Annotated in this window: 24 protein-coding genes; 1 reads left to right on the forward strand and 23 read right to left on the reverse strand. The window is 28.1% G+C overall.

The window, feature by feature from the left end; all coding sequences use genetic code 11:
• Positions 1 to 137 precede the first annotated feature (137 nt).
• The 9 genes from BN854_RS05695 to BN854_RS05725 form a co-directional block, all read right to left on the reverse strand.
• Entirely contained in the window at positions 138 to 746 is a 609-nt protein-coding gene (locus BN854_RS05695; RefSeq protein ID WP_030003587.1) for a hypothetical protein, read from the reverse strand.
• 385 nt (positions 747 to 1,131) lie between these two features.
• Positions 1,132 to 1,353, reverse strand: a complete 222-nt coding sequence (locus BN854_RS05700; RefSeq protein ID WP_030003588.1) for a hypothetical protein — start codon at positions 1,351 to 1,353, stop codon at positions 1,132 to 1,134.
• A 225-nt stretch (positions 1,354 to 1,578) separates the two neighbouring features.
• Positions 1,579 to 1,947 carry an HNH endonuclease signature motif containing protein gene (locus BN854_RS05705; protein ID WP_030003589.1) on the reverse strand — a complete coding sequence of 123 codons (369 nt, stop codon included), beginning with the start codon at positions 1,945 to 1,947 and terminating at the stop codon, positions 1,579 to 1,581.
• Between the two features lie 174 nt (positions 1,948 to 2,121).
• Positions 2,122 to 2,712, reverse strand: a complete 591-nt coding sequence (locus tag BN854_RS05710) for a hypothetical protein (protein ID WP_030003590.1) — start codon at positions 2,710 to 2,712, stop codon at positions 2,122 to 2,124.
• Between the two features lie 893 nt (positions 2,713 to 3,605).
• Entirely contained in the window at positions 3,606 to 3,791 is a 186-nt protein-coding gene (locus BN854_RS07875) for a terminase large subunit domain-containing protein (protein ID WP_157868362.1), read from the reverse strand.
• A 74-nt stretch (positions 3,792 to 3,865) separates the two neighbouring features.
• Positions 3,866 to 4,033 carry a hypothetical protein gene (locus BN854_RS07880; RefSeq protein WP_157868351.1) on the reverse strand — a complete coding sequence of 56 codons (168 nt, stop codon included), beginning with the start codon at positions 4,031 to 4,033 and terminating at the stop codon, positions 3,866 to 3,868.
• A 572-nt stretch (positions 4,034 to 4,605) separates the two neighbouring features.
• Positions 4,606 to 5,019 carry a DUF3846 domain-containing protein gene (locus BN854_RS05715; RefSeq protein WP_030003591.1) on the reverse strand — a complete coding sequence of 138 codons (414 nt, stop codon included), beginning with the start codon at positions 5,017 to 5,019 and terminating at the stop codon, positions 4,606 to 4,608.
• 87 nt (positions 5,020 to 5,106) lie between these two features.
• Positions 5,107 to 6,297: a hypothetical protein gene (locus BN854_RS05720; protein ID WP_030003592.1), complete on the reverse strand. Its 1,191-nt coding sequence runs from the start codon at positions 6,295 to 6,297 to the stop codon at positions 5,107 to 5,109.
• Between the two features lie 82 nt (positions 6,298 to 6,379).
• A complete protein-coding gene (locus BN854_RS05725; RefSeq protein ID WP_030003593.1) occupies positions 6,380 to 6,610 on the reverse strand; it encodes a hypothetical protein in 231 nt (76 codons plus the stop codon).
• Positions 6,611 to 6,939: 329 nt separating this feature from the next.
• Here BN854_RS05725 and BN854_RS05730 point away from each other — a divergent pair, with 329 nt between their 5' ends.
• Complete coding sequence (locus BN854_RS05730) at positions 6,940 to 7,314, forward strand: hypothetical protein (RefSeq protein WP_045959822.1); 375 nt, start codon at positions 6,940 to 6,942, stop codon at positions 7,312 to 7,314.
• A gap of 111 nt (positions 7,315 to 7,425) precedes the next feature.
• Here BN854_RS05730 and BN854_RS05735 read toward each other — a convergent pair whose 3' ends face one another.
• The 14 genes from BN854_RS05735 to BN854_RS08035 all read right to left on the reverse strand — a co-directional run bounded on the left by BN854_RS05735 (position 7,426) and on the right by BN854_RS08035 (position 24,837).
• Positions 7,426 to 8,400, reverse strand: a complete 975-nt coding sequence (locus tag BN854_RS05735; RefSeq protein ID WP_030003595.1) for a hypothetical protein — start codon at positions 8,398 to 8,400, stop codon at positions 7,426 to 7,428.
• A 102-nt stretch (positions 8,401 to 8,502) separates the two neighbouring features.
• A complete protein-coding gene (locus BN854_RS05740; protein ID WP_045959824.1) occupies positions 8,503 to 8,796 on the reverse strand; it encodes a hypothetical protein in 294 nt (97 codons plus the stop codon).
• A complete protein-coding gene (locus BN854_RS05745; protein ID WP_030003597.1) occupies positions 8,780 to 11,167 on the reverse strand; it encodes a PHP domain-containing protein in 2,388 nt (795 codons plus the stop codon). Before BN854_RS05745 ends, BN854_RS05740 begins: the two co-directional genes overlap by 17 nt.
• A 116-nt stretch (positions 11,168 to 11,283) precedes the next feature.
• A complete protein-coding gene (locus BN854_RS05750) occupies positions 11,284 to 12,201 on the reverse strand; it encodes an AbiH family protein (RefSeq protein WP_030003598.1) in 918 nt (305 codons plus the stop codon).
• A gap of 62 nt (positions 12,202 to 12,263) precedes the next feature.
• Positions 12,264 to 12,770: a Pycsar system effector family protein gene (locus BN854_RS05755; protein ID WP_030003599.1), complete on the reverse strand. Its 507-nt coding sequence runs from the start codon at positions 12,768 to 12,770 to the stop codon at positions 12,264 to 12,266.
• On the reverse strand, positions 12,763 to 13,521 hold the full coding sequence (locus BN854_RS05760; RefSeq protein WP_030003600.1) for an adenylate/guanylate cyclase domain-containing protein: 759 nt from the start codon (positions 13,519 to 13,521) through the stop codon (positions 12,763 to 12,765). Before BN854_RS05760 ends, BN854_RS05755 begins: the two co-directional genes overlap by 8 nt.
• A gap of 98 nt (positions 13,522 to 13,619) precedes the next feature.
• Positions 13,620 to 15,593 (reverse strand): ATP-binding protein, encoded by a 1,974-nt coding sequence (locus tag BN854_RS05765; RefSeq protein ID WP_045959825.1) that lies wholly within the window; start codon positions 15,591 to 15,593, stop codon positions 13,620 to 13,622.
• Entirely contained in the window at positions 15,578 to 15,727 is a 150-nt protein-coding gene (locus BN854_RS07885; protein ID WP_157868352.1) for a hypothetical protein, read from the reverse strand. The genes BN854_RS05765 and BN854_RS07885 overlap by 16 nt, the downstream gene beginning before the upstream one ends.
• An 872-nt stretch (positions 15,728 to 16,599) precedes the next feature.
• Positions 16,600 to 17,754, reverse strand: coding sequence for a hypothetical protein (locus BN854_RS05770; RefSeq protein ID WP_030003602.1), 1,155 nt, complete (start codon positions 17,752 to 17,754; stop codon positions 16,600 to 16,602).
• Positions 17,755 to 17,864: 110 nt separating this feature from the next.
• Complete coding sequence (locus BN854_RS05775) at positions 17,865 to 19,754, reverse strand: polysaccharide biosynthesis protein (RefSeq protein WP_030003603.1); 1,890 nt, start codon at positions 19,752 to 19,754, stop codon at positions 17,865 to 17,867.
• A gap of 26 nt (positions 19,755 to 19,780) precedes the next feature.
• Entirely contained in the window at positions 19,781 to 21,541 is a 1,761-nt protein-coding gene (locus tag BN854_RS05780) for a M3 family oligoendopeptidase (protein ID WP_030003604.1), read from the reverse strand.
• Positions 21,541 to 23,505 carry an excinuclease ABC subunit UvrB gene (gene uvrB / locus BN854_RS05785; RefSeq protein WP_045959827.1) on the reverse strand — a complete coding sequence of 655 codons (1,965 nt, stop codon included), beginning with the start codon at positions 23,503 to 23,505 and terminating at the stop codon, positions 21,541 to 21,543. The genes BN854_RS05780 and uvrB overlap by 1 nt, the downstream gene beginning before the upstream one ends.
• Positions 23,506 to 23,943: 438 nt before the next feature.
• Positions 23,944 to 24,579, reverse strand: coding sequence for a Vat family streptogramin A O-acetyltransferase (locus tag BN854_RS05790; protein ID WP_030003606.1), 636 nt, complete (start codon positions 24,577 to 24,579; stop codon positions 23,944 to 23,946).
• A 144-nt stretch (positions 24,580 to 24,723) separates the two neighbouring features.
• Positions 24,724 to 24,837 (reverse strand): VOC family protein, encoded by a 114-nt coding sequence (locus BN854_RS08035; RefSeq protein WP_030003607.1) that lies wholly within the window; start codon positions 24,835 to 24,837, stop codon positions 24,724 to 24,726.
• Positions 24,838 to 24,855 lie beyond the last annotated feature (18 nt).

A 24,855-nucleotide genomic window follows, 5' to 3' on the forward strand; every position in this document is an offset into this window, starting at 1 on the left:
ACCTTTCAATAAAGTATCTAAATATAGAAGTTATTTGCACAGTTAACTAATAATTGCTGCCTCCAATTAAGAAATCACGTAATATCTACTGCACCCAAAACTTTATATTCATATTTCAGTATCTAAGTAAACTTCTTTTAGTTAAGTATCTCAGCTATAAATTTATAATAGTGAGGTACTATTCCCATTTCTTTGTTTTCGTAAGAATTAGAAGATAAACTTACTACAACTAATTTAGGACCTTCTTTAAATATTCTATATCTATCAAGACCTGCTATTTTAAATCTTTGATAGAATAATCCACTAAATGAGAAATATCCATTATTTTGTGGATCGAATAAAAACTTATCAACAAAATTTAAAAATAGTGATGATTTAACAGAATCAATTTGATTAGGATAGATGACTCTATCATGATTATGTATCACATAAGTTGTTTTAGTAAAATACTTTTGATAACTGTTAATAAAGTCTTCTAATGTCCAACTTCTTAAATATGTAATATTACCTTTTAAATATATATTCTCAGGCTGATGTTTATATACATTAGGAAAATCATGTTCTATTTCAAATTCACCCTCATCAAGTATAGAAATAGGTTGATTATTAGTATATGTTATATCTATTGATATTTCTCCGGTATCAAGCATAGAATTTAATCTATATAGGTTAAAATCTTCTGTAGAAAAAATGGCTATAACAGGTACTCCATCTTTATTGGGTTTAGCTATAATTATTCCTCTCATATGTATCTTTAACCTCCATTGTCTTATTAGGTAACTTAAAAAATATTTTATGTTCTTTTATTCTAAATGCTGTTGTTCATCTACTTAATCTCTATTATTATAGCAAATCAACAAAAGTATATGAATACTAATGTAGTTTAATTGTACTTTCCAATTTTACTTGGTCCAACCATTGGGGTTCGTTACGATCCTTGAATTGTTCATATTTCATTTATTATTTATTGACTCGGTAATGCTTATCACTGATTCAATTATCTTATCTAATTCTTCATCTGAAATACTAATATTATTTGGCTTAAGAATCTATAAAAAATAGATAATATATATTCCTTTTTTTGATCACCGTTTTTATAATATCCTTCAGCATTTACCAGTAGACTTTTTGTTAATGTATTTTCAGGTTTTGTAATTTTATCAAGTTTATTGTTAAGCCTTTTAGATCTGCCTCATTATATGTAATGTTACGCTGCATCTTTCTAAATTCAGTTTTAGAAACTTTACCTAGTTTTAATCCTTCTTTAGCTTTTTGTAATATTTTATTTTGTATATTTAAGCGTTTTTTAGCAAGATTTAAGTTTCCATTGAGGTGACTTGTTTCTTTTTCCATAATCTAAGATTTTTACTGCCATGCTTGAGGCTTCTATTAATGGCATGTAAGTCTTTTTGTTGTTTTTTTAAATCTTTATTAATTCTTTTGATTTCATTATCTAAGTCTTTACCATCTAAAGATAGTTTGATATTGATTCCTTTAATTGTTTCTGCAATCTAATCACCTACTTTCAAGTACTAAAAAAGCACATTAGATTTCTCTAACATGCTTCACTTTTTTAAATCATCTGTGCCAATCAACTCTTTGGTCTGTCCCTTTGATGTATATACCGTATTCTGGTCTTTTAATCCTTCTAACTTCGTATACGATATCTTTGATTACGAATGATGTTTTATCTTCTGCTTCATCATTAGTTCCTATATAAACAATTTCTAGATTAAGTGGATCATTAGTTCCACCCTTTGCTAGTGGTTGTTTATGATGAATATTCCATCCAAAATTTGCATGGGTCCCACTTGTTGTATTTCTCTGACGAGTTCTATTGTTATAGTCATCAAAGTAAATCCATCTTCCAGTTAAATCTTGAACTTGTGATACATCTCCATATCTTTCAAACCAAAGTCTTTTAGCGGTTTGTTCATTAATTTGCATTTAGTAATTCCTTTCACAAATAATTATTTTCCCACTAACTATAATTATACTGTTTTTATATAAAATTACAATAAGAACATATCTATACCTTTAGATTAAGTTTAATTAATAATTTAAAAGAATCAGATTAGCCATGTTTTTTCTTTCTTTTAAATATGGCCATAAAGACCTCCATTAAATCGTTTTACTTTTTAAATCTTCAAGATGCTTTCGTATGCTCTTCATTAAATCATCTCTTTTTTTGCTTATTTCCTTGGTCTTCTTGAATGAATAAATAAGTTTATGACCAGAATCTCTCATAAATGATTCTGCATCTTCTCTAATTCTATAATCCGGATACATAACAATTTGATCTTTCATTTCATTAGCAATATCAGTGAATTGAATAAATATTTTTTCATTAATGAAAGGTTCGTAAGACCTGATTAAATCCTGGTAGACTCCAAACGAATTAGCAGCCTTTCTATATAATTCTTTCCTGTTGTTAATCCTTTTATCAATATCATTATCTTCATTGTATATGCCCTGCGGATAAAGAGCGTAAACATCCAAATAGGTTTTAAATAATTGCGATGAAATTTCTTTGTAAATTGCGATTTCAATATCAAATTGAGTGTTTGATATATGTTTATTTTTTTCTAGTTTATTACTTAGGTATGCGATTTTTTTATTTTGTTTATACAGTATGAAGAAACTTAATATTGTCCATATGAATATTAAACTAGAAAGTAACAAAGAACCCCATTCTCTTAAAAACTCTTCCATTTTATCACTCCTTCAGTTAATTATATCATGTTTTCATACTCAAGTTTATACCTATTAAGAACCGCATAAGCAATAATTAGCGCAACACTTCCATCAATCCTTTTATACTTACTTCCTAGTTTGGATGGTTGGATATTGCCATTTACATCAACCTTTGCCTGAGTATTTGCAAGATTTCATTTTAAGATTGCGTTATTATTATAGACTACTTTAGAGTTTTTAAGGTTTGCTTCTAACTGCTTCATTGGTTCTGATAATGAATAAATGCCTTGACGGACCTTTTCCATATTAAAACCTAACTCTTCCATTTCTTTAATCCACTAATGTTTATTTCATGGATCGTATTCAACCCATAGTGGTCTAGTCTTATATGTCCTTATCATATGCATAAACCACTGAGTGACTCAGTGTAAAATTATTTTGGTTATCTTCTGTTACAGTAATTAACCACACTTAACCCAGATGCCATAAGTAACATTATCTTACTCTCGTCTTTTTTAAATTACACCACTTGGCATAAAGAAATGTGGAATTATAAATTTCTTACCCTTCTTGATAATAAGTAGTACAGCAGCAATAGAATAACTATTCTTTAAATCATTGAGTTCATATGTTTCATCATTACTAGATCATCAAACGATAACCATGACCCTTATTATAATTGTTTAATATTAAAGTCCTTAGTTAACATTCCCGCTCTGGTTGCTAGATCTGTTATGATTTATTCATTAAATCATCTAAATATGAATAAGTCTTATCAGTACATAAACTAGGATTGGACTTTTACCATGTTCTTTTATCCCGATAGATTTGATCAAATGAATCCTGTGTAATAACAACGGCAGTCCCCTTTTCACCCTTGATCATCTTTCTAACATAATAAATTTTACTATTTAAAAAACAACTACTGTATTGCCTTCAGTAGTAATAATAAATATCAGTGGTTCTGCTTTTATTGATTGGCTTTGTTTGATTGCATCATATACTTTACTATTGGCCATTTCATGAACTTCATCAATACAACCAACTTCAACGTTATAACCATCTTTATTTTTTGATTGAGCAGAGAGTTTCTTTATCTTATTTTTAGTCTTTGGTGAGTGATTATGAAGATATTCTTTTTACCCCTTTTCTCATTTGATAGTGCTTTTAATTATTCCCTCATGTTATTGATTTCCTCAAATAAAATATTGGTTTGATCTGTTGTATTGGATGCACATACAATATCAACAGCACCCTTTGATAAGAAAAACTCAGTTAAGTCAATACCAGCAATAAGTAATAATATTTCATTAAATCTTCTTAAATTCGTATCAGCCACCTTAAATCCATAAGCTGCTCGATGGACTACTTTTTCAAAGAGTTCTAAAATGAAAGGTTGCCCATTAAATGGACTTTTAGTGTGTTTACAAAAAGTCTCAATAAAATCAATTCTTACTTTGACCGCTTTTTCATCAAAAAAATATCTTGGATTATTAAGATCATCAATTAATCTTTCTATGACGATCGCTAGTTCTCTACTAACTAATATGTCTACTTTTTGTAGCTTTTGATAATACTATATTAAGTAATTCACTATTCTAAACTTTCGTGAATTCATCAAATTCATCGTTATCATCAACTACGTTCTTGTCCATTATTGAATTAAGGGTTTTAATAACAGTTCCATAACTGTTGACTAACTTGGTGTAGTATTTAGCTGCTTCAGTTTGCCTTTGAGTGCCTCTACTTGATATCTGAACTGCACCGCATTTTCTTATCTTTTGTTGTAAGTGTCCGGTTGTACTTTTATAAATGTTGCTTCATTAATTAAGTTATCTACTAACTCTGCTTTACTAGAATCAAGAGATGAAAAAAACAACCTTAGTCGCTCATACTCTAGTTTTACATTCTCTATTTCGGACATACCGTTAACCTCATCTTTTCACTAACAATAAGAACAGGTCCAACTAAATCAATATCTAAAATCAACTTATCCAGTCTGTTATAAGGCATCTTCTTCATCAAACCTTCTTCATTACAAATGATTATGTTGTTATTAATGTGTCTCGGATAAAACTCAATCATACCATTAACCAATTTCTGCAATTCCTCTAAAACGAAATATTTACCTTTAGGTTTCACAAGTCTAAACGTTCCATCAGTTGTTAATAAAAGAACATTTTGTTTATTCTTTCCTGCTAAATATTCTCTGTAGGGAATCACTGCATTATAGTTTGCTTCACTTGAACACTTACCGTCAGAAATAGGTAATGCACTATGCTCATCACCTATAATTCCTTTTTCTATAATAATACAAATACTCATTATAAAACCGTCTTTCTGACTTTTTTGTCATGTCCATTAAACACTCTGATCAACTTTTATATCAAGTCAAACCAACAAAAAAAGCCACTACTGCGACTTTAATTTCCCTTTAGCAAGGTTATCTATAAAAAGTGCAGTAGTAACCAATAATTGTATTTCTTTAAATGGCATTTTATAGTCTATATCTACATACTTATCTGCTAATAATAACTTAAATTTGTCCAATTGTTGAAAGCCCCATTCAACATTGGATGGAGTTTTTGGATCATATGGTCCATTAATATCAAAATTATAAATATTAGGACCATACATTTCTTCATTAAGATATGAGCCAATTTTTGATAATATGTAGCTTGACATTGAATTTTCAGTTATCCAATTAAAATCTAGAACTGAATAAAAAGAATGCTCATAAGCTGTATCATCCATTTTTTGATATAATGAGACAAACTCATTAATGTATGGAATAATATACAGTTTTAATTGATTAACAGCTTCTTGATTTTTAACAATACCACTTTTATACTCTAGTGTATAAATAACTTCATCAATATGATCAATTAATGCTTCATCATACCTTTTAATTGCTGCATTTTTAATGTTATTTAATGTTTCAATTGGATCTTTAGATATATCAATCACATCTGAAATTCGTTCTTCTTTATGAAGTCTTATTTCCTCTTCTATGTATTGAATTAAACAACTAATCAAATTGTATCTACTTTCTACATACTTAATAAATTGTTTTTTAGGAATGCGCAAACTTATGTTGTCTTTTTCATTTATCGTTGAATAAACCATAATAATCACTTTGTCCTGATCAATACCCGATCCATTTAAAATAAATGGAGAATACTGAGTTTCTTGTTTTTCAATATATGGACTTGCATGATCAGTGCTTATAGAATGTGCAAAAGACAATGCTCTTATGTGTTTAAAAAACTTATCATCACTTCCTCTTCCATCTCCAACATTATTAAATATGCTAAAATCATCTTTTAAAGGATTATCTATGCCTAACTTTTTAAAAAGTTTCGATATAGATTCAACAACTATGTCTACCTGGACTATAAAAGAAATAACATCAACTGGATCTCCTATACCATCTGTAAGATACTCCCTAGTGTTCAATACTTTTATTGAATCATCAATTCTATCCATAAATGCACAAATCATATTCCAATTGTTCTCATGCTTATCTGATTTATAAAATATCTTTGATGAATTTACTAAATCTCTAAATTTTTTAATTATATTCTCTTCTAAGTTAGGCTTCATTATACTATTACCTCAAAATTAATCTAAAATTCTGTAAATTTTTGTTAACTTTAATACTTCAGTCCAAAATACTAAATTTTGCTTAGCATCTAGAATATATAATATCTACAGTTTCAGCAAATATTGATCTAGATTTTTTATAAATGTTTGTATTTTCATTTTTAAGTTTAATATACAAATCTCTAACTCTTTGCCACTGTTTTTTGTTTTTAATATATTTTATTTTTTCTTTAATTTGATAAAATTCTTGAGGCTGATATTGCCACTCATATGTATTTTTTCTTTTATCAAAATGAATGTATTGTTGCTTCACATCTTGTGCATCATTTATAACAGCAAAATCACAACTATGAATGATTCTAGCATTTTGTATATCTTTTACTTTAATAGCTATAACTCTTTTGCTATCTTCAGCAAAATCATAGTCAAAGTTATTTGAATACTTGTCAAACCCTTGTTTTATAGATGCATTAGAATCAACGATTGCTTACCTTTAACTCTAATGGAGTGATTACTGAAAAATATCTATACTGCTAGAGAATATGTGTGTTCACCATTATACCAAACAGGCTATATTAAACATTATAGCTGCCATCATTGCTGATATACATGCTTCTAATATTAGGAAGTTAACTAAACATCATGACTTTATTTTATTTAGATGCTACTTATTTTCCTGTTAGACGAGATACTGTAATGTCACTAAAGAAACTTTTGTTTTGCTTTAGGTATAACACGTCTGAAGATTATAAAAAATACTTTCATACGGCTTATATCCTACTATCCGATCATAACTTGGAACTGTTCTTATCTGATTTTAAGACTCATGGACTAGAATTAGCATTGTTATTTTTTACCTACGGATTAACTGGTATTACAGATGTGATATTAAACGTTTATCCTAAATCTAAGCATCAATTTTGGTGGGCTCAATTATCCAAAAATGTATTTTTGGGGGTCAGAATTAAAGCTCAGATTGAAACATTAAATACTTTAAAGAAAGATCAATTGCTTTAATACATTTCATTTACACATAATTCTTGACATTACCACATTTATGGATGGTATACTAATCTTTCATTAAATCATCTTAAACAATGATTATTTAATTCATCAAATAGCATCTTTTCAATCATTAATCATTTTATATTCAATGCAATCTTTACACATAAATATATCATCTTCTCGTCCCGACTGGATTGGCCTTCCGCAGTTGCAACACCATTGAATTTCTTGAAAGTCTTCCCCGCAGTTAAAGCAATGAGCAACTTCTTGATTTATGACTAATGACTTAGTTCCACATTTAAAACACTCATACAATGGAATATTATCACCATCTTGTTGCATTTGATAAATGCTTCCAATATTTTTTTCGATAAATGCTTCTGCTACCTCTTTAAACCCATTTTCATATTCTGGAGACCAATTACAGTAATAACAAAAGTGATTTCCTTTTTTATTTGGTGATAATGACAAAAAATCTTCAAAGCAATGTGGGCAAGTTACAATTCTATCTTCATCTACATCATCGATTTTTACTTGCTCCCGTGCCAAATTAGATAGTTCTTCTGTATATTGATCTAAATCTATTAGTTTATCTTTAATTTCTATAAAAATACTTTTTTCTTTTTCACTTACAATTGCATCTAAAAGGTTATTGGAAATAAATATTACTACTATTCTTACAACTTTTACTATATCATTTTCTAAAGCAATAATCGTGTCTTGAAAATCATAGTGAACTAGCTTATTACGTTTTATTTTGAAATTGTTTAATACGGTCTTCTCTTGCTGCGATTTCTGAACTCCTGAAATCTTAGCTAACCTTTGGATAGCAGTTTCCAAATCAACAGATCTAAAATCTCTATTTTTAAATTTATTTTTATCTGCCTTATTCATATCATCAAATATATAAACCCAATTTTCTTTTTCAAGTCTTTTTTTAAAGAAAATTTCCAATGATGCTGATAAATGTAGCAGTGAATACTTTAGCTTCTTTTTTGCAACATCTAGATTGCTTTTATCCAAAGGAAAATTTTCTATAGAAGACAACAAAAAATCTAATCCATTTTCAATCAATGTATATTTAATTAATTCGGTCATATTACTCATCCTCTCTATGTTATAAAAGCCTAATCAAAACTAGTAGATAATTATATTTGTAGATTTCTATAAATTAACCCAACTAGTTAATTATCTGAAAACTTAATCTGCATCCTCATTTAACAATTTGAATTTATCATTAATTTTTTGTGCGATACTATTAAAAATAGATTTTATATCAGTTACAATTCTTTTCTCATTCGCATCATCAATGGTTACATCATCAATAAAGTCAAACTCAACTTTAGTAGACAAATCCAACTTTGATATGAAACTGTCAAATAGTTTTTTTCCATCAATAGTTAGGTTATCTTTGGGAATAGAAACAACCTCCACACTCTCACATACTAGTTGAATTTGTGTATCTGTAGCCTTAAATTCAATTATCTTTTTCATATCGTTTCCATCTCTTTCTTATGGTTTCTACTCCACCATCAAGTAATGTTGCAACAAGATTCAGAATATTCGTTTTAGGGTCTTGATACTCTAGAGCTCCACTTTCAATATTAATCTTGTCTTTGTCCCTTGTGAACACGATTACATTATCAACATCTAAATTGACAACAAATTGAGGATTATGTGTTACTAAAAGAACTTGTCGATTACGACCCATATCCTTGAAGTTCCTCAATAAATGACCTTTAATAGACTTTGGCGATACATCATCTTCTGGTTGGTCGATAAGATAAATACCATCTTTGTATCTATCGGATGAAAGTACGTCAAAATATATTTGAGCGTTCAATCCTGATGAATATTCTACATATTTACCAGTCTCGTCTAATTTGTTAGGAATTGCTTTTTGCACTAAATCTTTATCAATTTGTCCTATAACTTTCATTTGATAGAAATCTATAGCATCCATGGACTCATCATAGTCCTTCAGTATCTCTTTTAATTCTGTTTTGGTTTTTGCTGAATCATATGTTGCTTTCTTTGTTTTACTGAAAGGAGTATTTAAAAGATTAACAAGATAAGTATCATCAAACTTCTGAACAGTAGTTCTCTTGATAAAAGTGAAATTTAAATAGTCTCTACCCTCATCCTTTATTTCTTTTGTATCAATATGAGGTGCAATAGGTTTCAGTGCCTTATTTGAAAACAATAGTTCGGTAATTGCCTCTGTGAAAAGTTTCTCTTGTTGTATAAAACTTTCCAAATTTTGATCTGCAGTATTTTTTATAGCTGTTTTATTAACCTTGTAATCGTTAAATGCATTATTTATGCAGTTGATTAAGGATATTGAAGTGATAATATCTACTCTTAGATTTTCATATTTCTTATTTAACCTATCTAAATGAGTAACAAAGTTAACAATCTCAGTTTGTTCGGTAGTGGTTAGCAAACTTTTTAAACTGTTAAGTTCAGCTTTAGTCTTTGAAATTTGGGTTATAATGGCCGTTATTCGTGACTGTTCCTTTGTATGTACCTGATTTGATGCATCAATAACAGAAATGCTTGTTGCATCTTCTCTTTCTTTTAACATCGTTAAATTACCAAAACTAGTATATTTTTCATTGTAATCAAAACGAGTGTTTAATGAATCCACAACTTTATCCAATTCAGTTACCAAGAGCGATTTGATTGCTGAAGTATCAATATCTGGTGGATATTTATCTTTGAAAAAGACATCGCTTTTCAACTTACCTTGATTAAATTTAAGTCTAATATCACCTTGCATGTCAAAAGCAAAAATCTTATTTTGATCAATGGAAGTGTTAATTGTAAATTTATGTTGTGATAAATAATTATCATATCCACTTTTTAATGTTTTATTTAATGGTGTTATACTAGTCCCCCGATAATCAGTCATCTTATGCAATAACAATGATTTTCCAATTGAATTATCTCCAATGATGACATTTATTCCTTTTGAAAGAGGTATTTTCATCTCTTTTCCTTCAATTGATATTTCTATATAGTCTAGACAATATTTTCCTTGATTAAAGAAATTATCATCAAGACTAATTCTTGAATCATCCGTTAGAGATAGTGCTAAGCCTTTAAAGCTTGGTAGGCACTTTAATACAGTGTGTTTAAACTCAATGTCTTTAGATTTAGTTGAATACTTTGGATATGCATTCCATTCATGACAATCAGAGCCGGTAATAAAGCGAAGTAAGTCGTCATTTAATGTTGATTTAATATAATTGTTAAAAACTTGATTTTTACGATTCTTAAACTCAAAAGCTTCAAAATATTCAGAAAATAAGAATTCATTAAATCTTTCTTCTCCAACACTATTAGCATCATTCTTCTCTGGCTTACTTTTTGAACTTAAGCTTTGTTTTTGGTGTGCAATACATACTACATCCAAATCTAGTTGACTAAGCAATTCAATGAACTTATTTTCGGTGAAAGCATTTTTTTCGTCATTATCATATTTGGGCCGATTTAACTTTTCATCAAACTGCAATATCGCTTCGATATTCTTAATTTTTTCTGTATATATATCATTAAACACACATACAATGTGTACTGGTTTTAGTGGATTCACACTGAAAGATACAGTAAATTCTACAGCTGGAAACACTTTTTTTATTGAACCCTTTCCCTCTTCATTTTTAAGTTTCAAGTAAAGGTTATAGTCAAAAGAATCATGATCTGATATAGCACACATATTTACATTAAATTGATTTAGTTTAGAAACTAAAATAGGAAGATTTTCTATAGTATTTTTATCTACTAATGAACCATCCTTGAACTTAGACTTTGAAGAATGAATATGTAAATCTATTTTTAATCCTGTTGAAACTACTTTTTCCATAATAACATCTCCTAATATACTAATTTTAGTATTTCTTGCTATTTTTTAAGTTTGATAATTATCACAATACTGACAATGTCATAAAGTTATTTTTAATCACTATTTAATGATACTATCTAAAAATCACTTTTGATAAGACTTACATTCGTTTCATCTAGTCCTAGATTATTGCATAATTTAGTAATATTTTCAAAATCTTCAGAAGTATAATAGAAAAAAGTCCACTTGATTCCATTAAAATATCTATTTATTGTTTCAAAATATTCGAAATCTATTTTACATGAATGACCAATAATTACAACTTCATTTAGATTCAAATTTTTAATAAACATATGTAAATCTTGAATTCTAGGTGTTTTACTAAAATTATATACCTTATCATAAAGTTGCTCGTACGCTGTTTGAATATAGTAATCCTCAATGTTATTGATATAATCCATGACATTTTTGTATTCTCTTGGTGGCATATTATCATCTACTACTTCATACATAGGTTGAGGATCAAAATTACCATTTTCGTAGCCCATTATTATCTCTGTATGCCCAACTTGCCCATGAGGATAAAATATTCTATTATGATTGATACCATAAAGAGTTTCAAGTGTTGATGTATAATTGAAAGAAATATAGTAATCATTTTGTGTAAGAAACTCTCTTATACTATTTTTTTCTGCTGTACTAGTTAATGCAGCTTGTGCATTTAATGCAAACTCATCGAGTGACTCCATCAAGTGACCAACTAAATCTACTTGTGTAATAATTGAATCCCTATCAGACTCATGATCCGATGAATAATCTGGATCATATCCATCAAAAACTGTAAATAGTTCATTAAAGTCTGGATTGCCTAGTGATATCTCAAAATTTGACCACAAATTTTCTCCATGCCCATAATAATCCCAAAAATCAGAACTGTTTTCATGTCTTTTTGCTATACATTTAAAATCTTCTGTAAAACTAGTAGGCAATTTATGCATCAAATCAAATCCATTTCCAATTATTATTAGTCTCGAATAGTTATTTATTTTTTTCATTTTTATCTCCATATTTTTTATAATTATAATTTTTTCTTACTAAGTATCTATAAAATTATTTTTCAAAGCCAAATTAATAAGATTGTTGTTATTAAGAAAAATAGAACTGTAGGTATCATAAATATAATTGAGATTTTCAACATTAAATGCTTAAATGAGCAAATTATTGCATTTTGCTTTATTTGTTCAATACTTATCCCACAATCATTAGCATCTTTAAATAACATCATGTATTCATCATCACTCATAATATCTCTCAAATCTTTATAATACGTCAATGATTTCTTACTAGTCTTACCTTTTCTATTCTTAGGAAATAAAACTAAAACAGAAAAAGTCAATGATGTTATAATTGAAATTAAAAATAATATAAAAAAAATAAATATTTGGGGTTTAACTTTATCTGCTTTATCTGAAATAATTTCAATTACTGTAAATGATAGGGCAAATACAATTCCCATTATTGATACAACAACTGATGCTTTACTATCAAATGAGGATATTTGATTTAGAACGATATCTAATGATATTTTTTTTTGCTCTCTTATGTCATTATTACTATCATTCATTTTTCATTCCTCTGTTTATCCAATTATTAAATTTTGAATTCATTAAGCTACATGAATAGTAAGTCCCTAGTTTTATATCACTTTGTTTTTTAAACCAAGATTCAACATTTTCACTCTCATTAGCTTTCCTAAGTTCAGAAATCATACTATTATAAAAATTATCAGAAAATATAATTACATTATTTTGATTCTTATTAGCAATATTTGAAAATTTGCTTGCATACGAGACTACTTTACCTATCCAAACCAAATTATTAATACCTGACCCTTTTCTTCCTGTTTTAACTACAAGTTCTTGAGCTGTTGAAACACCAATCCCAACCTTAATTGGATTAATATTTTTATCTTTTAAAAGTCCATTGAACATTTTCATAAATGTGTTGACACAAAATGCTTTCCGTGCAACTATTAAATTTTCTTTTTTTGTGCTTGTTGTATATACTGCATAAACACAATCTCCTCTAATACCAATTTCTCGTATATTTGGATCATCCCTTAATATTTCAACAATTTCTGACATGAACGCTCTTATCACCTTAGCTATTGTGCTTTTCTTGTTATCAGAAAATATCTGTGTAGAATTTCTAATATCCACAAATATTGCGGTAACCCATGAATAGTAACCATTTTCAAAATTAAATTCACTTTCAGAAGGAACTTTATTTGTTTCCTCGATATCATTTTGAGAATTAAGTACTTCCAATATTCTATTTTTACCATCTACCCATTTTTTTATATCATTATAGCTCATACTATATCACCCCCCTCTTAATATATATCTAGTTTATTTTGAATATTTTTTATTTATAAGTTATTATGCTTTATTAAAATAAGGCTAAAAATAAATTTTTATTCTACTAGATTAATTTTTTTAGTAAAAATTTTATTTCTTAGTTTGGCATCTTTAACCAGTTTGCTGAAGGAAATAAATTCAAAATAGGCGTTATTATTTGGATTATAAGATGTATATTTTTCTCCATTATCCGCTGTGGTGAATTTAGCATCTTCTAGCATTTCTTTCATTTCCCTTGTCAAGTCTCCGATTATGTAACATGTAAATGCTATATTATTTGCTAAACTATACACTCTTTCATTGTAGTCATAAATTTCTCCTGCTGCTTTTATAGTTCTAATATACTTAATTAACTGATTATCCGGTCCTCCATCAGAGTAATTTTTTCTTCCAGGTTTCTTTATTTCTACAATAGTCATAGAATCTATAGTGGTTTTATCTTTATTTTCACTATTTGTAAAGGAATTAATAAAGACAAGATCTGGTCTAGTATCTTCTTTTGTTTTCATAATTTTTCTTAACGGTATGTCTGAAAACCCACTATAAGAAAAAGATAATCGTTCATCAATCAACCACAAATTATGAGACTCATAGTCAATAGTGTCCAAACTTTCCTTCATAGGAAATAAAATATTATGCATAATTGACTCTCGTTCATACTTTTCATTTGTTTTTCCTAATTTTGACTCTAGTAATTCGATAAGAAGTTTTCTTCTAACTATGTACTCAGCCAAACTACTTTTTGAAGTATCATCGATAGCATTTACTATTTCTTTAATTTGTTCTTGTGTAACTTCATCTTGTTCTACTTTTTTTCTAGTATCAATATAAAATCCACTGTCAATTTTCCGCAGTTCTTCATATAATTTATTATTATCCGTAACATCTCTATATGGTATACTCCTTAACTTTTCTCTCATACTTTTATGATGATAAAAATAATTAAAATGTGGTTGTTCTTTTGAAATATATTCTTTTATAATATCTTCTTTTTGTTCATATATCTTTTTTATATAAGATTCTAGATAATAGCTTACTGATTCATTAATTCTCTCAAACCCGTTAAGCCCTGTCATTCCTGATTTTTCTTTTTTTTCATATATAAAGTTATTAAACGCTAATCTTTCACTTGAAACATCTTCATCTAGATATTTTGAAGTAATATAGCAACTATAATATAACTCTTTATCATCAATTAAATACGTTTCTGGTAATTCAATATATTTGTCTAATTCTACACTATTAACTACTCTATTTTGTGCACAGAAAAAGGCTATATTTGTGCCCTTAGCTAATTTATTAATTGAAAAAACATGTCTAATAAAAAATCTATGATCATCTATGTATATTTCCTTTACCTCTTGTTTCTTAATATACTCTGTAAAAAAAGTATAGTTTAAATTAATTATTTCATTTGTTTTTAGCTCGATCAGATCAACCTTTATTTTCTCATTATTCATTAAATAAACAGATATATGCTTCATTAGTTCTGTTGCTATTTCTTTTAATTCAATAGCACTATTGGCTGAATATTGACTATTCATATTACGTAACTTTACATGTGTTCCTGATATTGCTTTTTGGTCTGCTAAAATATTTTCTTGATAGTCTTCAAATCCATTCTCGCTAAATATAAAATGTCTTCTTTTTATCTTTTCATCGTCATAGTAGTTACTATCAATAACAGCACTTCCAAATACTTTTGCCCATGTTAATCTACCAACACCCTTGCCACCAATAACTATTTTATTATCGGTATCACTTGTTCTAAACGCATCGAAATTTTTATCATTAAAACCTATTCCATCGTCTAGTATCTCAATAGTATCAATTTCTCCAATGTCATCAGGTAAAGTTGAATTTTTTCTGGTTATTTTAATAGTAATATTACCTGAATTACTCTTATCTCTTTCCTGAATAGATTGAAAACTGTTAATAACAGCCTCAAAAAGCGGGAACCATAAATCAGTTAACTTAATGTTTAAATTACGCACTCTTTGCTTAAGATTAACCTTTATACTAAGATCCAAATTGAATCATCTCCTTCATATTTATAAACTACATTTACTTCTGTATAAACTTGATTTTTAAAAAAGGCAGACACAAAAAGTGTCTGCCTAATTTCATATATTAATTTGATAATTTTTTTATTTTTTAGCCCCATGATACCACATCCCCACACAATATCTAATATAATTGTATCATATTATTTCACATTTTCAATCTTTATATTTCATTTTATGAAGTTATATATCATATAATATTTCTAACTTATCTGATACTTATATATAAATTTTACCGAATACAGCCTTTTGGTGATCTAATTTATTCAATAAAATTCTTATCTGATACTTAAATATAGTTAAATTATTTTATAATCATGCAATACAATCACTCTTAAAAAGTGTTGCCATTCCAACCTAACTTAATAGAAGCCTTTCTTAAATATAAATACCTCCTATAGATATTTATATTGTATATTAATATGACTACTTAGGACAAAACCAAAAGATAACACTTAAGACATTATCATAAGATAATCACAAATTTAAAAATTAAAAATTAAAAATAAATAATGATTGACAGTTACTATTTTATTTGTTAGAATATATGTCAATGGTGCTCTAGAAGCTTTAGTGGCCTAGAGACGAAGAGAGGAATGCGTTCCTCTTTTTTTATTTTCTAAATAAAGTATATACTTTTAAAATATCTCCGAGGTAACAATTTTATTTTTCATCTAGTATAAACTATGCTATGTTTTATTAAAACATATCGTAATTCGCAGTTATTAATGAGATTTATAAAAATTCGCACTTTATAGTGCGGTTTTAGTTTTAACCTAACTTGTGTCAACTTCGTTTCTTTATTATGACACAAATAATTCATAAGAATCTATTTAAATTAGAAATAGCTCATATGCCTAATTATCTAACTTTTTTATAAAAAAGTTTTTTACGATAAAGTAGTTTCTACTGTTAAATAGTTTCTATTATAAAAATAGAACCAATCATCTAATAGACAATTAGTTCTAAATATTTATTCTATATCATTTATTACTTTATTAGCATTTTCTATTAACTGATGCAAATCATGTTTCTCATTTAATATCATATGTGCGTATTTTAGGGCATCCTCACGGTTATTTCTTGTATGATGGTATTTCATCAATACATTAGCATTAATCAGTCTAGTAACGATTTTACGCTTATTTTTAACTTCTAGTTTTTTCTCTATATCATCTATAGTTATAGTAGTTGTTAGTATGATCAAATGAGTTTTCATTAATTTTGTAATTTTATTATTTCTTATAGATAATACTTGAAGTTTATTAGTGGCAGTTTTGTAGTCACCTTTATTTAAATAATGATAAAATTCTACATATTGGTAAAATAGTTTGTATTTGTTTATTTTACTACTATCTATATTTTCAAATAATTCTAATCCTTGTTCTAAATCAAATAAGTATAAATAATTTGCTTTAGCTAATTCTACTTGTGCTCTTATTTCAGGGTCTAAATTTTCTTCCAAAATTTCATTCAACTTAATTTCAAATTTTTCAAAATTGGCAGTTCGTTCAAACTCTCTCATAGCTTTTAAAAATGGATTAAAGATAAGCATAATGACTAAATTTTCTATAAAAATTACTCCGGCTATAATGTATACTCCAGTATAAATATTTTGTTTAAATAAAATGATCCATAATGTAAGGAAAATAATCGCCGCTATCATAGATACTACTAAACTATTATCCAATATAGATTTTTGTTTTTTACTATAAATACCAAATCTATAAGTTTTATTCTTTTCTGGTTCTTCTGCTAATTCTTTATCTTTTTTACTAAAAATACTAAAAATACTAAAACAATAAATAATTACTAATACAATCGTATAAATGATGCTAAAAAGCCAGATACTTGCATTAACTGTAGTAATACCTTCTGGTATAACATACAAAATTGCAATAACCATAACGAATAATAAAATGCCTCTTTTAATTGGTCTTGACCATTTAAATTCTAATAAATATAAACCAATAACGCTGATGCCTCCTATAATCATATTATACTTAGTCGTATCAGACATTATTAAACCTATTTCAGAATCTAATCTATTATAGAACGTTACTGACATCATATACATTAATATAACTAACTGAATTCCCATTACAACTGAAATATTCTTCTTTTTCATCTTATCCCTCACTTGGTGTTTTATATTTATAGCATATCATATATTCTATTTTTTAAATACTTTGATAAATTAAAAAATCTTACTTCCATTTGAAATAAGATCTTTTTAATTTATTTTTTAATTGTATAAGTTTTAACGACACTAGCAACAAACTCTTTAGCATCATCATTAGTCATTTGTTCTAATGATTTAGCGATTGTATCTAGTTTTAATTCACTTAGTTTAATATTTCTTTGTTTTTCAATAAATATTTTCTTGTTTTCAGTTCTATGATGATCATCATTATTGACATCTACTAATAACTCTTCATATAGTTTTTCACCTGGTCTTAAACCAGTAAACTCTACTTTAATATCTATATCAGGTCTTAAGCCGCTTAAACTAATCATTTTTCTAGCTAAATCTGCAATCTTAACAGGTTCTCCCATATCTAGGACAAATACTTCGCCACCTTCTGCAAAGACGGCACATTGTAAAATTAAGCCTACTGCTTCTGGGATGGTCATAAAGTATCTTGTAATTTCTGGGTGTGTTACTGTTATTGGACCACCATCTGCGATTTGTTTTTCAAATAATGGTATCACACTACCATTACTTCCTAAGACATTACCAAATCTAACTGAGCTAAATTTAGTTTTATCACAGTGGCTTTGTTGTTCCTGGATAACAAGTTCTGCAAAACGTTTAGTTGCCCCCATGACATTAGTACTTCTAACTGCTTTATCACTACTTACTAAAACAAACTTTTTAACATTATATAAATTAGCTAAGCTTGAAACATTATATGTTCCTAACACATTTGATCTAACAGCTTCTTTTGCGCTATCTTCCATTAATGGAACGTGTTTATAGGCAGCTGCGTGGAAAACTAGAGTTGGTCTATATGTTTCAAATACTTCCTTTATACGTTCATAGTTGTATACACTACCAATAATTACTTTCAAGTCTAATACTTTGCCTTCTTTTTTAAACTTTCTAAGTAATTCTTGTTGAATATCATATGCATTATTTTCATAAATATCAAAGATGACCAATTGTTTAGGATTTAGTTGTGATATTTGGCGACATAATTCACTACCAATGGATCCGCCACCACCTGTTACTAATACAATTTCATCTTTAATAAATGCATTTACTGAATCATCTTTTAAACTAATTTCACTTCTGTTAAGTAAATCTTGAATTTTAACTTTAGATATTTTAACTTTTTCATTTTTAACATCTTGAACATCTTCCATACCAGTAAATTTTTTCAACTGTATGTTATTCTTAATCGCAATATTAGCTATTTTAACAATTTCTTCATTTGGAAAATGGTTGATTGCTACAATGATTTCTTCAATACCATATTTTAAGATTGCTTCTTCTATTGATTCTAAACTACCAACAACCTTGATACCCATCAGCTTATTTCCAATTTTTTCTTTATTATCATCTAAAAAAGCTACTGGTAAGTTATTTAAATTCTTGTTCTTATAAATTTCTTTTAAGACTCTTTCACCAACATAACCAGCACCAATAATTAAAGTTCTATTACCAAGTGATCTACCCCATTTAAATTGGCGTTTAACATACATAATTAATCTATTTAAGATTCTTGGAATCGGTAATAAGATAATTTCATAGACTGTAATAGAGATATATGAAGATTTGTAAATAAATTGTACTTGTGGATATCCACTAAAAATAGCTAGGAATAATACAATCGTAATATTAATACCTATAATAATTAAAATCAGTTTAATAAAATCTTCAAAGCCAAAATAGTCGACTAATACTCTATACGTACTTGTAAAAATAAAGACAACTATGTGTAGTGCTAATATAAAAGGTAGTGCTAAAAGTACTTTTTCTGTATTAAATACAGTTGGTGTATTTGGTGCAAGAGGTATCCATAAGAGTGGAAGGCTTGCTGATGCATAAGAAATAATAATCATGAATATATCAAATACGATATATGGTAAGGCTGATTTTACTCTTATTTTTTTTGTGTTTTTCATAATGTTCCCCCAACAAATAAACTTTATTAAATTTGTTTATTAATAAGTTCGTTGACTCTGTCTATATCCCTTTTGATCATTTCTAAAGAATCCATCCAAAATTCTTTTTTAGTTATATCGATATTCATACTTAAAGCAACATCTTCTGCACTTGCTTTAGTAGTCAACGCAAGTAGTTTATCATATTTTTGAATAAAAGTCTTTTTATCTTTCAAATATTGTGCATATAATCCTTTAGAAAATAGTAATCCAAAGGCATAAGGGAAGTTATAGAAGTTTAATCCTGCACTATAATAGTGTCCTTTGTTTAACCACATATATGGGTGTAGGTTATTTTCATCTAATCCTTTACCATAGGCTTTCTTTTGAGCATCTATCATAAAGTTCTTCATTTCATCTTTTGAAATAGGTCTATTAGCTGTGTCTAAGACTTTAGTTTCAAAGATAAATCTAGAAAGGATATCTATGATTACTTGAGTAGCATCTTGAACTGAATTTTCTAAGATAGAAAGTTTTTCTTCATCTTTTGAAAGTTTACTTAATAAATGATTGTTAATCACTGTTTCACAAAAAATACTTGCGGTTTCAGCTAAAGGCATTGGATAACTCCAATGTAGTGGTGCATTTTCACTGATGACTTCACCATGGTAACCATGACCTAATTCATGGGCAATGGTTAAACAATCTGATAACGATCCAGTAAAGTTAGTAAGAATTCTTGATTCTTTTATTTGTGGTTGGTTACTACAAAAAGCTCCTCCACGTTTACCCTTTTTAGGGTAAACATCTACCCAATTATTATCAAAGGCTTTTTTAGCAAAATTACCTAATTTTTCACTATAACCATAAAACGCTTCTTTTACTAATTCTTGAGCTTCTTGGTAATTATAAGTTTTTTCTAGTTTTCCCATTGGGGCAAATAAATCATAAAATGGTAATCCATTTTTATGTCCTAAACTTTGTGCTTTAGTTAATAAATATTTTTCAAAATGAGGTTGGTAGTGGTAGATTGCCTCTAGCATCGCATCAAGTGTTTCTTTTTTCATTCTTGATTGTAATAATGTTTTTTCTAAAGCTGAACTATAGCCTCTTAGTTCATTCATTGTATTAACTTCTCTTTTAATATTAGTTAAAGCTAAGGCAACAAAATCATCTACTTTTTCATAGGCTTTAAGTTCTGCTTGATATGCTTTTTTTCTTACATCAGGGTTATAATCATAAGCTAAGTTTCTTACTTCACTTAAAGTAATTTCCTTGTCATCATAAATAACACTTAAATTAGATGTAGCAAGTCCTTGTAATCTTGACCATGAACTAGATGATAATTCACTTAATTTAGAATATAGAACTTCTTCTTTTTCAGATAGGAGGTGTTTAGCACTTTCTTGTTCTAATTGTAAGTTGTATAAATATTTTTTAATAAGTTCACTTTCACTAGCAAGTTTATCTAAATCTACTTCTTTTAAGTATCTTGTAAGTAAAACATTTTCTTTAGTTGATTTTCTTAAGATGCTTTGAATTTTTGATGTGTAACTTAATGCTTCTTGGTTTGTTACATTTGTTGATTGGGTAAGACTTGCGAAACTGTATAGATTTTTAACTAAGATCGTTAATTTTTCATCTAATGTTAAATATGCTTCTATAAAGTCTTTTTGTGTCTTTTCGTTTCTTTTTTCAACAAGTAAAATATACTCATCAACAATACTTTCTAATTTTAGTAAATCATTATGATAATCTTCATTAAATCCTTTATACAGACTATCTAAGTTCCATGTTCCTTTTTCCATTACTTTACCTCTGCTTTCAGTTCATATATTAAGTCTCTTATTGTCGCAGCTTTTTCAAAGTCTAGGTCTTTGGCTGCTTGTTTCATGAGTTGTTCTAAACTATCAATCTCGTGTAATATTTCTTTTTTAGACAATTTCTTAGTTTTATTATTCTCTTCTAAGACATCTGTTTTAATCGTGATGTTATCTCTAATGTCTTTAGTAATTTGCATAGGTGAAACGTTATACTCAATGTTATATTTCATTTGGATTTCACGACGTCTATTTGTTTCAGTAATCGCAATTTGCATCGCATCACTTATTTTATCCGCATACATAATAACACGACCATTGATATTTCTTGCGGCTCTACCAATCGTTTGAATTAAACTTCTTTCACTTCTTAAGAACCCTTGTTTATCGGCATCTAAGATAGCTACTAAAGATACCTCAGGTAAATCAAGTCCTTCTCTTAGTAAATTAATCCCAATTAAACAATCATATTTTCCTAATCTTAAATCTCTTAGAATTGCAGTTCTTTCAAGTGATTTAATTTCACTATGCAAATATGCTACTTTTAATCCTAACTCTTTATAATGCGATGTTAAGTCTTCACTCATTCTAATCGTTAGGGTGGTGATTAAAACACGTTCATTTCTTTCAATTCTTTTTTTAATTTCAAAATATAAATCATCTATTTGTCCTTCTGATTTTCTAATTTCAATTTCAGGATCTAATAGATAGGTTGGTCTAATGATTTGTTGAATGACTGGTAAATTCTTATTCTTTTCATAATCTCCTGGGGTTGCGGAAAGGTAAATGACTTTATCAAGCCTTTCTTCGAACTCAGCAAACTGTAAAGGTCTATTATCTAAGGCACTAGGAAGTCTAAATCCATAACTTACTAATGTCTCTTTTCTTGATCTATCACCAAAATACATTCCACGAACTTGTGGTACTGTTACGTGAGATTCATCTATAATCAACATATAATCATCACCAAAGAAATCTATAAGCGTAGCAGGTGTTTCTCCTGCTTCTCTTAAGGCTATATGTCTTGAATAGTTTTCAACGCCACTACAGTAACCTAATTCCTCTAACATTTCAATATCATACTTTGTACGCATCTCAATTCTTTGAGCTTCTAGTAACTGATTATTTGCCTGGAAGAAATGTATTTGTTCAGCTAATTCATTTTTAATTCTTCTAATACTTTCTTGAAGTTTTTCTTTATTTGTCATGAATAAGGTTGCCGGAAAAATCGTTAGAAAATTAGTATTTTCAATAGATGTTCCAGTTAGAACATCAAATACTCTAATTTCTTCAATTTCATCACCAAAGAAAGATACTCTAAAACCATGAGCACGTTCAGAGGCTGGAATGATTTCTACTGAATCTCCTCTTACTCTAAAAGTCCCACGATGGAAATCTAGGTCATTTCTTTGATATTGTAGTTCAACAAGTTTATGTAAAAGATTATTTCTACCAAATTCTTCACCAACTCTTAAAAAGATCGTTGCATTCTTATAATCATCTGGATCCCCAATACCATAAATACACGAAACAGAAGCGACGACAATAACATCATCATTTGTTAAAAGGGATGATACTGCACTATGTCTCATTTCATCTATTTCATCATTAATAGATGAATCTTTTTCTATATATGTATCACTTGATACAACATATGCTTCTGGCTGAAAATAATCATAATAAGAAATAAAGTATTCTACTCTGTTATTAGGAAAAAAAGCCTTTAACTCACCATATAACTGGCCAGCTAAAGTTTTATTATGTGCAAGCACTAAAGTCTTTTTACCTACTTGTTGTATTAAGTTTGCAATAGTAAAAGTCTTACCAGTTCCTGTGGCACCTAGTAAGATTTGTTCTTTTACTCCATTATCTATATTGTTCTTTAAATCTTCGATTGCCTTTATCTGATCGCCTTGTGGTTTGTAGGGTGATTTTAAGTCAAACATATGCATCACTTCATTTCTATTTTATATATAAAAGAATTTAAACGAATAGTTTCAACTAACTTCTATTTATTTTATCATTTTTATATATAAATGACAAGAATACATAAATTTAGTCATAATAATACTTTGAATCATTAACATATAACTAAGACTTAGCTCTTTTCAGTTTCTTCTACTTAATAAGTCCACGAGAATAATTGAGCCTAGCGTTATTATCAAATCATGCTTACGAATTCTTTCACATCTAAATAGAACTCTATAACATTTTCTTTTTATTTACTAGAAAATATATAAGAAAAGTTCATCCAGTAAATTTATTGTTTTATTTTTATAGTTATTTCATATCTTAATCTTATATAGATATTGGTCTTAAGTTTTTAATATATCTAAGGTTTCTTTTCTTAATATTTTTGTTATCCATATATTGCTATCTTCATTAAAATCTTATTTTACCAGTTTAATTGCTTGTAAATCACCACTTGTTAAGACTTCTAAATTTTCAAATATTTTTTCTTTATCCCAATCCCACCAAGAAATTTTTTCAAGATAGCTTATTAGTTCATCATCAAATCTTTTCTTTATTAATCTTGCTGGATTTCCACCAACAACTGTATATGCAGCTACATTGCTTGTGACAACTGAGTTTGCCGCAATAATGGCTCCATTTCCTATTCTAACCCCTGGCATCACTGTAACATTTTGTCCAAACCAAACATCATTGCCGACAATTGTATCACCTTTAAGAGGTAGTTTCTCTATGCCATCATCAATCTTTTGCCATCCATTAAAAAAGATGCTAAAAGGGTATGTTGTCACACGATTCATTATGTGGTTTGCCCCATTCATAATAAACTCAATCCCTTGGGCAATTTGACAAAACTTACCTATTATAAGTTTATCTCCAATAAAGTCATAGTGATGTGTCACATGAGATTGAAAATCTGTAGCATCTTTTATATCAGAATAGTAAGTATAATCACCGACAATGATATTTTTATTTTTAATAACATTTTTAATATAACAAACACTTTTTAAATTATCATTTGGGAATACTTTGTCTTTATCAGGTCCTATTTCCATTTATTATATACTCATTATATGTTCGCAAAAAGGCTTAATAGATTGCCGTCTGGATCTTTTAAAATTGCATATCTTTTGGTTCAAATCCGTATACTGATGTAATCATTTCTTTAGAATTTAATGATATTCTAACACCTTCTGTTTCTATTTCCATGTAATTAGGTTAAAAGCACTTTTTGAAATAAATCCTAGTTTTTGATAAAAATCAGTTGCCCTATTCATATCAGAAACAACAATACCAACCATATCTAATTTCATTTTAAGACCTCCATCATC

This window comes from Alteracholeplasma palmae J233, from assembly GCF_000968055.1.
GTDB lineage: Bacteria > Bacillota_I > Bacilli_A > Acholeplasmatales > Acholeplasmataceae > Alteracholeplasma > Alteracholeplasma palmae.

What these genes read in the sequence shown, in the direction of transcription:
- BN854_RS05695 (WP_030003587.1), bottom strand. Translation starts at nt 746, where the DNA reads ATGAGAGGAATAATTATAGCTAAACCCAATAAAGATGGAGTACCTGTT.
- BN854_RS05700 (WP_030003588.1), bottom strand. Translation starts at nt 1,353, where the DNA reads ATGGAAAAAGAAACAAGTCACCTCAATGGAAACTTAAATCTTGCTAAA.
- BN854_RS05705 (WP_030003589.1), bottom strand. Translation starts at nt 1,947, where the DNA reads ATGCAAATTAATGAACAAACCGCTAAAAGACTTTGGTTTGAAAGATAT.
- BN854_RS05710 (WP_030003590.1), bottom strand. Translation starts at nt 2,712, where the DNA reads ATGGAAGAGTTTTTAAGAGAATGGGGTTCTTTGTTACTTTCTAGTTTA.
- BN854_RS05715 (WP_030003591.1), bottom strand. Translation starts at nt 5,019, where the DNA reads ATGAGTATTTGTATTATTATAGAAAAAGGAATTATAGGTGATGAGCAT.
- BN854_RS05720 (WP_030003592.1), bottom strand. Translation starts at nt 6,297, where the DNA reads ATGAAGCCTAACTTAGAAGAGAATATAATTAAAAAATTTAGAGATTTA.
- BN854_RS05730 (WP_045959822.1), top strand. Translation starts at nt 6,940, where the DNA reads ATGACTTTATTTTATTTAGATGCTACTTATTTTCCTGTTAGACGAGAT.
- BN854_RS05735 (WP_030003595.1), bottom strand. Translation starts at nt 8,400, where the DNA reads ATGACCGAATTAATTAAATATACATTGATTGAAAATGGATTAGATTTT.
- BN854_RS05740 (WP_045959824.1), bottom strand. Translation starts at nt 8,796, where the DNA reads ATGAAAAAGATAATTGAATTTAAGGCTACAGATACACAAATTCAACTA.
- BN854_RS05745 (WP_030003597.1), bottom strand. Translation starts at nt 11,167, where the DNA reads ATGGAAAAAGTAGTTTCAACAGGATTAAAAATAGATTTACATATTCAT.
- BN854_RS05750 (WP_030003598.1), bottom strand. Translation starts at nt 12,201, where the DNA reads ATGAAAAAAATAAATAACTATTCGAGACTAATAATAATTGGAAATGGA.
- BN854_RS05755 (WP_030003599.1), bottom strand. Translation starts at nt 12,770, where the DNA reads ATGAATGATAGTAATAATGACATAAGAGAGCAAAAAAAAATATCATTA.
- BN854_RS05760 (WP_030003600.1), bottom strand. Translation starts at nt 13,521, where the DNA reads ATGAGCTATAATGATATAAAAAAATGGGTAGATGGTAAAAATAGAATA.
- BN854_RS07885 (WP_157868352.1), bottom strand. Translation starts at nt 15,727, where the DNA reads ATGGGGCTAAAAAATAAAAAAATTATCAAATTAATATATGAAATTAGG.
- BN854_RS05770 (WP_030003602.1), bottom strand. Translation starts at nt 17,754, where the DNA reads ATGAAAAAGAAGAATATTTCAGTTGTAATGGGAATTCAGTTAGTTATA.
- BN854_RS05775 (WP_030003603.1), bottom strand. Translation starts at nt 19,754, where the DNA reads ATGAAAAACACAAAAAAAATAAGAGTAAAATCAGCCTTACCATATATC.
- BN854_RS05780 (WP_030003604.1), bottom strand. Translation starts at nt 21,541, where the DNA reads ATGGAAAAAGGAACATGGAACTTAGATAGTCTGTATAAAGGATTTAAT.
- uvrB (WP_045959827.1), bottom strand. Translation starts at nt 23,505, where the DNA reads ATGCATATGTTTGACTTAAAATCACCCTACAAACCACAAGGCGATCAG.
- BN854_RS05790 (WP_030003606.1), bottom strand. Translation starts at nt 24,579, where the DNA reads ATGGAAATAGGACCTGATAAAGACAAAGTATTCCCAAATGATAATTTA.
- BN854_RS08035 (WP_030003607.1), bottom strand. Translation starts at nt 24,837, where the DNA reads ATGAAATTAGATATGGTTGGTATTGTTGTTTCTGATATGAATAGGGCA.